The organism is Pantoea sp. ICBG 828, assembly GCF_002928355.1.
Taxonomy (GTDB): Bacteria; Pseudomonadota; Gammaproteobacteria; order Enterobacterales; family Enterobacteriaceae; genus Pantoea; species Pantoea dispersa.
The window spans coordinates 21,869-31,203 of sequence record NZ_POWN01000017.1; the positions used below are offsets into that span (position 1 = coordinate 21,869).

A 9,335-nucleotide genomic window follows, 5' to 3' on the forward strand; every position below is an offset into this window, starting at 1 on the left:
TATTAAGTCGTCGATAGAAAAAGATATTGAAGAGGAACAATGGACAAACAGTGCGAAACGCCATCGTTCCCCTGTAGCGCAAAAAGGCTGGTGACCAAAAAGTCACCAGCCATCAGTCTGTTTACGCAGACTGCAACCCGAGGATTGTCTTACTTAACTTCAACTTCAGCGCCAGCTTCTTTCAGAGCAGCTTCAAGTGCAGCTGCGTCGTCTTTGCTGATGCCTTCTTTGATTGCAGCTGGAGCAGCTTCAACCAGGTCTTTAGCTTCTTTCAGGCCCAGACCAGTTGCGCCACGAACGGCTTTGATTACAGCAACTTTGTTCGCGCCAGCAGCTTTCAGGATAACGTCGAATTCAGTTTTCTCTTCAACAGCTTCAGCCGGGCCAGCAGCAACAGCTACAGCAGCAGCAGCAGAAACGCCGAATTTTTCTTCCATAGCAGAAACCAGCTCAACTACTTCCATTACGGACATAGCTGCAACGGCTTCCAGGATTTGATCTTTAGTGATAGACATGACAATTGTTCCTAAGAATCAGTAAAAGTTTATACGTTAGCAAGTACGAAGAAAAAGAATCTGGCCTTAAGCCGCTTCTTTCGCGTCGCGAACAGCAGCCAGAGTGCGGACCAGCTTGCCAGCAGCAGCTTCTTTCATGGTCGACATCAGACGTGCCAGTGCTTCTTCGTAAGTCGGCAGCGTTGCCAGACGGTCAATTTGTGCCGCCGGGATCAGCTCACCTTCAAAGGCTGCAGCTTTGACCTCAAAGTTTGCATTCGCTTTCGCGAACTCTTTGAACAGACGAGCAGCAGCGCCCGGGTGTTCCATAGAGTATGCAATCAGGGTCGGACCAACAAACGTGTCTTTCAGGCACTCGAATGGAGTACCTTCAACGACGCGGCGCAGCAGGGTGTTACGAACAACACGCATGTAGACGCCAGCTTCACGACCTGCTTTACGCAGTTCAGTCATTTTATCAACGGTAACGCCACGGGAATCCGCAACAACCGCTGAAAGCGCGCCTTTGGCTACTTCGCTAACTTCAGCAACAATTGCTTGTTTGCCTTGAAGATTTAATGCCATTAGCTTTGCTCCTGGATTTGACCGGGAAAATTTCCCGGAACTCACTTCACTTACACACCCGAAGGCCGTAAGCGCGTTACACGGTGAGCAGAATCCAGTGAAGAAAAAATTCTTTTTGGTTCTGTCACCGTCTACGCAGGATATTAAGCATCACTTCCAAAGAGGTTCTGCTCCTGCGGTCTTGGACGGAGGCCAGGATCAGGCCTGGCTCCAACCTTAGTCGCTGAATGACAAGGTGTTTAGACCTGTGCACTCCGCGACTATGAATTTGGGTTCTGAATTGACGGATCAACCAGAACAACGGGCGTAAGATTCTAGATGAATTTTTCGCCCGTTACAAGCAGCAATTAGTTTGCTGCTGCGTTCAGACCAGCCTGGTCAACGGCAACGCCGGCGCCCATGGTGGTAGAGATGCTGACTTTCTTGATGTACACGCCTTTCGCCTGAGCAGGTTTAGCTTTTTTCAGCGCAACCAGCAGAGATTCCAGGTTTTCTTTCAGTTTGTCAGCATCGAAGTCCACTTTACCGATGGTGGTGTGGATGATGCCGTTTTTGTCGTTACGGTAACGAACCTGACCCGCTTTAGCGTTTTTCACAGCTTCAGCAACGTTAGGAGTTACGGTACCAACTTTCGGGTTTGGCATCAGACCACGTGGGCCCAGAACCTGGCCCAGCTGGCCAACAACGCGCATTGCATCCGGAGAAGCAATAACAACGTCAAAGTTCATTTCGCCTTTCTTGATCTGATCAGCCAGGTCTTCCATACCTACCAGCTCAGCGCCAGCTGCTTTAGCAGCTTCAGCGTTTGCGCCCTGGGTAAAGACGGCAACACGTACTGAACGACCAGTACCGTGTGGCAGAACGGTCGCGCCGCGTACGTTCTGGTCAGATTTACGTGCATCGATGCCGAGGTTAACAGCAACGTCCACGCTCTCTACGAATTTAGCGGTAGCCAGTTCTTTCAGCAGAGCAACAGCTTCGTTGATGTCATACTGTTTAGTCGCATCAACTTTGTCACGGATCACGCGCATGCGCTTGGTCAGCTTAGCCATTTCTTAGTCCTCCACTACCAGGCCCATGGAACGAGCAGTACCTTCGATAGAGCGAGTCATCGCTTCTACGTCAGCACCAGTCATGTCCGCAGCTTTGGTTTCTGCGATTTCACGTACCTGAGCACGAGTTACTTTACCGACTTTATCTTTGTTCGGCTTACCAGAACCAGACTTGATGCCTGCTGCTTTTTTCAGCAGAACGGCAGCCGGAGGCGTTTTGGTAACGAAGGTGAAAGAACGGTCGCTGTATACGGTGATAACTACTGGAGTCGGCAGACCTTTTTCCAGTGATTCTGTTTTGGCGTTGAACGCTTTACAGAATTCCATGATGTTAACACCCTGCTGACCCAGAGCCGGACCAACTGGTGGGCTCGGGTTAGCCATACCAGCTGCAACCTGCAGCTTGACGTAGGCTTGTACTTTCTTGGCCATGATATTTCCTCTATTGGGTATAGCGCCTGGCGAACAGGCTCCCCGTGATAACGATTTACACGCTGTTGCCAGCGCATAAAAACAAAAGGCGCGAAATTATAGGTAAATTTCGCGCCTTCCGCAAGAGCTAAAAAGTGAACAAAAGGCTTAGCCTTTCTCCACCTGAGCAAAGTCGAGTTCTACCGGCGTTGCACGGCCGAAGATAGAAACAGAAACCTTCAGGCGGCTCTTCTCGTAATCCACTTCTTCGACCACACCGTTGAAGTCGGCAAACGGGCCGTCGTTGACACGCACCATCTCGCCTGGCTCGAACAGCGTTTTCGGACGCGGCTTGTCACCCACCTGCTGCAGGCGGTTCATGATCGCATCCACTTCTTTATCACTGATCGGTGCCGGACGGTCAGAGGTACCACCAATGAAGCCCATTACACGCGGTACACTGCGCACTAAGTGCCAGCTGGCGTCATTCATCACCATCTGGACCAGTACGTAACCAGGGAAGAATTTGCGTTCGCTTTTGCGACGCTGGCCGCCACGGATTTCCACGACTTCTTCAGTCGGCACCATGACTTCGCCAAACAGTTCTTCCATGTTGTGCAGTTTGATATGCTCTTGCAGCGACTTGGCTACGCGGGCTTCAAAACCGGAAAACGCCTGAACGACGTACCAGCGTTTTTTTGGAGCTTCAGACATCTCAGAACCTCAGGCCAGTGATAAACGATACCAGACGGACCAGAATACCATCCAGCCCCCACAAAATCAGTGACATCACGGCAGTGACCGCGGCAACGATTAACGTGGTGTGCAATGTTTCCTGGCGAGTTGGCCAGATGACCTTACGCATTTCGGTTCTTGCTTCACGTGCAAAAGCCACGGTTGCTTTGCCTTTGGTAGTCAGCAACGCAATGCCGCCCGCCGCAGCGATCAACACCACGACAGCCAGCGCGCGTAAAGGCAGTGTCACATCGCGATACAGGTAGTTACCGACGATTGCTACCAGCAGCAATGCGATCACAACTACCCACTTTACCGCTTCCAGGCCGCGCCCGCTCCCTTGAGCTTCGGTATTCGCACTCATAAACCAACCTGCCACAATAATTCAGAAACTATTCTGCCCCGCAGAGCGAGGCATCCAAACCGAATGCGCTTTTGGGCATAACTCGGTATCCAGCGCCGTAATACAGAGCCTGTCTCAGCAATGATTATGATCGAAAATCACTGATGAGCCAGGTTCTGGTTAACAGCGTACAAAAAGGGCATCAAATGATGCCCTTTCCGTGTGCATTGCGTCAAATATTATCGCTATTACGCGATAACTTTAGCAACAACGCCCGCGCCAACGGTACGGCCGCCTTCGCGGATTGCGAAACGCAGACCTTCGTCCATTGCGATTGGATGGATCAGGGTAACAACCATTTTGATGTTGTCGCCTGGCATTACCATCTCAACGCCTTCTGGCAGCTCTACTGAACCGGTTACGTCAGTGGTACGGAAGTAGAACTGTGGACGGTAGCCTTTGAAGAACGGAGTATGACGGCCGCCTTCGTCTTTAGACAGAACGTAAACTTCTGACTCGAACTGGGTGTGTGGCTTGATGGTACCTGGCTTAGCCAGAACCTGACCACGCTGGATCTCTTCACGCTTGATACCGCGCAGCAGAACACCACAGTTCTCGCCTGCCTGACCCTGGTCCAGCAGTTTGCGGAACATTTCAACACCGGTACAGGTAGACTTGGCAGTCGCTTTGATACCTACGATTTCTACTTCGTCGCCCACTTTCACGATGCCGCGCTCAACACGACCGGTAACAACGGTACCACGGCCAGAGATTGAGAATACGTCTTCGATTGGCAGCAGGAACGGCAGGTCGATAGCACGGACTGGATCCGGGATGTAGTTATCCAGGTGCTCAGCCAGCTCAACGATTTTCGCTTCCCACTCAGCGTCGCCTTCCAGCGCTTTCAGCGCAGAACCGCGTACGATTGGGGTATCGTCGCCAGGGAAGTCGTAAGCAGACAGCAGGTCACGCACTTCCATCTCAACCAGTTCCAGCAGCTCTTCGTCATCAACCATGTCGCACTTGTTCAGGAACACGATGATGTAAGGAACGCCAACCTGACGGCCCAGCAGGATGTGCTCACGGGTCTGAGGCATTGGGCCATCAGTCGCAGCAACAACCAGGATCGCGCCGTCCATCTGCGCAGCACCGGTGATCATGTTTTTCACATAGTCGGCGTGGCCTGGGCAGTCAACGTGTGCGTAGTGACGGGTCGGGGTTTCATATTCAACGTGAGAGGTGTTGATGGTGATACCACGAGCCTTCTCTTCTGGCGCGTTATCGATCTGATCGAATGCACGCGCCTGGCCGCCGTAGGTTTTAGCCAGAACGGTGGTGATTGCCGCAGTCAGAGTGGTTTTACCGTGGTCGACGTGACCGATGGTGCCCACGTTTACGTGCAGTTTGTTACGTTGAAATTGCTCTTTAGCCATCGCTTGTCCCTCTAAGACACGGATATATCAAAGATATCGTCACATTAACCAGGCAAAACCTGATGTTAGTTTTACAGAGAGAGAATCAGGAGAGAGATAAAGGAAGTGGTGCTGATACCCAGAGTCGAACTGGGGACCTCACCCTTACCAAGGGTGCGCTCTACCAACTGAGCCATATCAGCACATCTGGAGCGGGCAGCGGGAATCGAACCCGCATCATCAGCTTGGAAGGCTGAGGTAATAGCCATTATACGATGCCCGCATCCTGGAACTCGGCTACCTGTTCTTTCTGTAGCTTATGAATAATAAAAGAAGACCTTCTATTATTCGAGCCAGTCAGAGTTTCTGACTGACGGTGATCACGCTACTGCGCAATCTGAATTCGAAGGTGAGAGAGTTGAACTCACCCATCAGATAAGCCTTTATCTGACGCTCAACCGAGAGGTTGAGATGGTGGTGGGAGAAGGATTCGAACCTTCGAAGTCTGTGACGGCAGATTTACAGTCTGCTCCCTTTGGCCGCTCGGGAATCCCACCTACTTGATGGTGCCGGCTACCGGAATCGAACTGGTGACCTACTGATTACAAGTCAGTTGCTCTACCAACTGAGCTAAGCCGGCATCAAGTGACGCGCATTCTAGGAAGACCGGGTTCAGGATGCAACAAAAAAATTGCTAAATTTGCACTACCGCTTACTATTTGTGCAAATCCTCGCAAAACGCCCCGCCAGTGCAGCAAAAAGCAGCAAACATGGTGTGTTTTTCCGCCAGCCCACAGCCTGATTATTCTTTAATACCGCGTTAGCCTCATACTGTGATCATAAAAATGCGGGCCTGCTTACGAAAGCGTGCTCAGGTTTATCATTTTACTTCTTTTTAAAGTCACACTGGTGTTACCCTCCTGCCCATTGTTCTCGTTAAATTACCCCTGTGACGTGCAACTGAGTTCGACACATCGCTGTATGCCTGTTGCTGCAAGGTGTTGATGAGCCAGAATTTGCGGTCAGATGCATGCTTATGAGTAAAAAAACGACTCCACTGACGACGCCCTACCTGCAGTTTGATCGCCAGCAATGGGCTGCGCTGCGAGATTCCGTACCGATGACGCTGGCCGCCAGCGAAATTGAACGGCTGCGCGGCATCAATGAAGATCTTTCGCTGGAAGAAGTTGCCGAGATCTATCTGCCGCTATCACGTCTGCTGAACTTCTATATCAGTTCAAATCTGCGCCGTCAGGCGGTGCTGGAGCAGTTCCTTGGTACCAATGGCCAGAAGATCCCTTACATTATCAGTATTGCCGGCAGTGTCGCTGTCGGTAAAAGCACCACCGCCCGCGTGCTACAGGCGCTGCTTAGCCGCTGGCCCGAACACCGTAAGGTGGAACTCATCACCACCGATGGCTTTTTGCACCCTAATGCGGTGCTGAAAGAGCGCGGCCTGATGAAAAAGAAAGGCTTCCCGCAGTCGTATGATATGCATCGACTGGTGAAGTTCGTATCGGATTTGAAATCGGGCGCCAGCCAGGTCACCGCACCGGTGTATTCACACCTGATTTACGATGTCATCCCGGATGGCGATAAGGTGGTGCAGCAGCCGGACATCCTGATTCTGGAAGGGCTGAACGTCCTGCAGAGCGGTATGGATTATCCGCACGATCCGCATCATGTATTTGTCTCAGATTTCGTCGACTTTTCAATATATGTTGATGCGCCAGAAAATTTATTAGAGCGCTGGTACGTTAATCGCTTTCTTAAATTCCGCGAAGGTGCCTTCAGCGATCCGGACTCTTATTTCCACCACTATTCTCAGCTGCCTGAAGAGGAAGCAGAGAGTATTGCACGTGGGTTATGGAAAGAGATTAACTGGCTGAATTTAAAAGAAAACATCTTACCTACGCGAGAGCGGGCCAGCCTGATCATGACCAAGTCTGCTGATCATGCCGTGCAAAGTGTACGGTTACGAAAATAGTATTAAAAACGCCCTGCTTTATCAGGGCGTTTAATGCATTAGTGTTTACTGTGTTAATTAGCGGGACGTAATGAGATCTCGCCACCGACCCAGGATTTAATCTCACCATCCTGTTCCAGCAATAAACCGCCCTGCTTATCAATTCCGCGCGCAATGCCATGCACTTCACGATCGCCAATCAGCAGTTTTACCGGGCGATGGATAAAGTTATCCAGCGCTTCCCAGCGGCCGACAAACGGCGCCAGCCCATCCCGTTCAAACAGCGGTAAAGCTTCACGCAGACGGTTTATCAGCCTGGCGGCGAGTTCGTTACGATTGATCTCGATGCCCGCTTCCTGCAGATTGATCCAACCCTGATTGATTTCCGCCGTGCCTTCGCCCCGCATCACCAGGTTGATCCCCGCGCCCATCACAATTTGCGCCGCATCGCCGGTTTTACCGGTGAGCTCAACCAGAATACCCGCCAGTTTACGATCCTGCAGATAGAGGTCATTTGGCCACTTAACGCGGACGTCTGCCGCGCCCAGCGACTGGATAACCTCTGCCATCACGATACCAATCACCAGACTCAGGCCCATTGCCGCAGCTGGCCCCTGCTCCAGTCGCCAGTACATGGACATGTAAAGATTGGCGCCAAACGGCGAGAACCATTTCCGTCCGCGCCGGCCGCGCCCGGCCTGTTGATATTCCGCGATGCACGCATAGCCGGAGTTCAGCTGGTCCATGCGATCGAGTAAATACTGATTCGTGGAGTCAATAACCGGAATCACCGCCAAATCCGCCTGATGCAGATGCGCCAGTATCGCCTCTTCATTCAGCAGCTGAATGGGCGCTGGCAGGCTGTAGCCTTTCCCTGTCACGGTGTAGACATCCAGGCCCCAGCTTTTCAGCGTCTGAATATGTTTATTCACGGCAGCGCGGCTCATACCGAGCGCTTCACCCAACTGTTCACCAGAGTGAAATTCGCCATCGGCCAGCAGGGCGACCAGTTTTAACGGAACGCTTTGATCTTTCATGAAATCACCTCGACGGCGTTACGCTCGCCCTGCGCGCCAATAAACCGCACCTCAGGCTCCAGCCACACGGCAAATTTTTTCCCCACCTCCTGACGCACATGATGGGCCAGGGCGACAATATCCTGCGGTGTGGCATTGTCTTCATTGATCAGTACCAGTGCCTGCTGACGATGCACCGCAGCGCCGCCAAGACGATAGCCTTTCAACGCACACTGATCGATCAGCCAGCCCGCGGCCAGCTTGACCTCACCACTGTGCTGTGGATAGTGCGGCATAGCAGGATAGTGCGTGAGCAATGCCTCTGCCTGCTGAGCGGAAATCAGGGGGTTTTTAAAGAAACTGCCTACATTGCCTGTTATGCGCGGATCGGGCAGCTTACTTTGTCGCATATGGCACACCGCATTGAATACGTCCCACGCGCATACGGTGGCGGGATTGAGCTTCGCCAGATCGCCATAGCTCAGCACCGGTTTCCACTGCTTGGCCAGACGCAGACCGACGGCCACAATCACATAGTCGTGCTTCATCGCGTGTTTGAAGATGCTGTCGCGATAGCCAAACTGGCACTCATCACGGTGCAGACGCGTGACTGTGCTATCCGGCAGGTGTAACACCTCGACGTACTGGCAAATATCTTTAAATTCAACACCGTAAGCGCCAATGTTCTGGATGGGTGCCGATCCCGTCACGCCAGGAATCAGCGCCAGATTTTCCAGCCCGGTGAGGCCTTTCTTTAGAGTATGCTCAACCAACTGATGCCAGTTTTCGCCAGCACCAACGTGCAGATGCCAGGCTTCGTCGTGCTCTTCCAGGGTGATGCCTTTAATCGCGTTTATCACCACGCAGCCGGCAAAATCTTCGAGGAACAGGACGTTACTGCCCTCGCCAAGCACCATAAACGGCTGATTATTTTGCTGGCTGGCGTGCCAGGCAGAGGAAATGGCTTCTGCGCTATCCGCAACAACAAGCTTTTCAGCCGCGATTGCAAGACCCAGTGTGTTGAACGCTTTCAGGGAAGTCTGAGGGCTGGACATGTTACGGCCTTTACTGATTAATCTGGCCGTAGTTTACCCGATTGCACGGTTTTACAGTGGGGAGTTTTCGCGTTTTTAGCGGTAAATTTGCTGAAGTAGGGACGTAAAAAAGCCCCGGACTCTCGTCCGGGGCTTCTTCACTGGTTTGATGCCTGGCAGTTCCCTACTCTCGCATGGGGAGGCCCCACACTACCATCGGCGCTACGGCGTTTCACTTCTGAGTTCGGCATGGGGTCAGGTGGGACCACCGCGCTGTTGCCGCCAGG

General features: G+C 52.2%; 10 protein-coding genes, 4 tRNA genes and 1 rRNA gene. 1 reads left to right on the forward strand and 14 read right to left on the reverse strand.

The window, feature by feature from the left end:
* Positions 1-149 precede the first annotated feature (149 nt).
* The 11 genes from rplL to C1Y43_RS23050 all read right to left on the reverse strand — a co-directional run bounded on the left by rplL (position 150) and on the right by C1Y43_RS23050 (position 5,672).
* Positions 150-515 (reverse strand): 50S ribosomal protein L7/L12, encoded by a 366-nt coding sequence (gene rplL / locus C1Y43_RS23000; protein ID WP_021508206.1) that lies wholly within the window; start codon positions 513-515, stop codon positions 150-152.
* Between the two features lie 66 nt (positions 516-581).
* Positions 582-1,079 (reverse strand): 50S ribosomal protein L10, encoded by a 498-nt coding sequence (gene rplJ / locus C1Y43_RS23005; RefSeq protein WP_021508207.1) that lies wholly within the window; start codon positions 1,077-1,079, stop codon positions 582-584.
* A 347-nt stretch (positions 1,080-1,426) separates the two neighbouring features.
* Entirely contained in the window at positions 1,427-2,131 is a 705-nt protein-coding gene (rplA, locus tag C1Y43_RS23010; RefSeq protein ID WP_021508208.1) for a 50S ribosomal protein L1, read from the reverse strand.
* Positions 2,132-2,134: 3 nt separating this feature from the next.
* Positions 2,135-2,563, reverse strand: a complete 429-nt coding sequence (rplK, locus tag C1Y43_RS23015; protein ID WP_013507401.1) for a 50S ribosomal protein L11 — start codon at positions 2,561-2,563, stop codon at positions 2,135-2,137.
* Positions 2,564-2,710: 147 nt separating this feature from the next.
* Entirely contained in the window at positions 2,711-3,256 is a 546-nt protein-coding gene (nusG, locus tag C1Y43_RS23020) for a transcription termination/antitermination protein NusG (RefSeq protein ID WP_010616908.1), read from the reverse strand.
* A 1-nt stretch (position 3,257) separates the two neighbouring features.
* A complete protein-coding gene (secE, locus tag C1Y43_RS23025; protein WP_021508209.1) occupies positions 3,258-3,641 on the reverse strand; it encodes a preprotein translocase subunit SecE in 384 nt (127 codons plus the stop codon).
* A gap of 227 nt (positions 3,642-3,868) precedes the next feature.
* The gene (gene tuf / locus C1Y43_RS23030) at positions 3,869-5,053 is read right to left on the reverse strand and encodes an elongation factor Tu (protein WP_022547082.1); all 1,185 of its coding nucleotides are present in this window, start codon (positions 5,051-5,053) and stop codon (positions 3,869-3,871) included.
* A gap of 106 nt (positions 5,054-5,159) precedes the next feature.
* Positions 5,160-5,235 (reverse strand) — tRNA-Thr (locus C1Y43_RS23035).
* Between the two features lie 5 nt (positions 5,236-5,240).
* Positions 5,241-5,315: transfer RNA gene (locus C1Y43_RS23040), tRNA-Gly, on the reverse strand.
* A gap of 189 nt (positions 5,316-5,504) precedes the next feature.
* Positions 5,505-5,589 (reverse strand) — tRNA-Tyr (locus C1Y43_RS23045).
* A gap of 7 nt (positions 5,590-5,596) precedes the next feature.
* Positions 5,597-5,672, reverse strand: a tRNA-Thr gene (locus C1Y43_RS23050).
* Positions 5,673-6,068: 396 nt separating this feature from the next.
* Between C1Y43_RS23050 and coaA the strand changes: the two genes are divergently transcribed.
* A complete protein-coding gene (coaA, locus tag C1Y43_RS23055; RefSeq protein ID WP_058759911.1) occupies positions 6,069-7,019 on the forward strand; it encodes a type I pantothenate kinase in 951 nt (316 codons plus the stop codon).
* A 53-nt stretch (positions 7,020-7,072) separates the two neighbouring features.
* Here the strand turns inward: coaA and birA are convergent, their stop codons facing one another.
* The 3 genes from birA to rrf all read right to left on the reverse strand — a co-directional run bounded on the left by birA (position 7,073) and on the right by rrf (position 9,335).
* Positions 7,073-8,035 (reverse strand): bifunctional biotin--[acetyl-CoA-carboxylase] ligase/biotin operon repressor BirA, encoded by a 963-nt coding sequence (gene birA, locus C1Y43_RS23060; RefSeq protein WP_104189833.1) that lies wholly within the window; start codon positions 8,033-8,035, stop codon positions 7,073-7,075.
* A complete protein-coding gene (gene murB / locus C1Y43_RS23065) occupies positions 8,032-9,069 on the reverse strand; it encodes a UDP-N-acetylmuramate dehydrogenase (protein ID WP_058775753.1) in 1,038 nt (345 codons plus the stop codon). Before murB ends, birA begins: the two co-directional genes overlap by 4 nt.
* A gap of 150 nt (positions 9,070-9,219) precedes the next feature.
* Positions 9,220-9,335 (reverse strand): 5S ribosomal RNA (gene rrf / locus C1Y43_RS23070).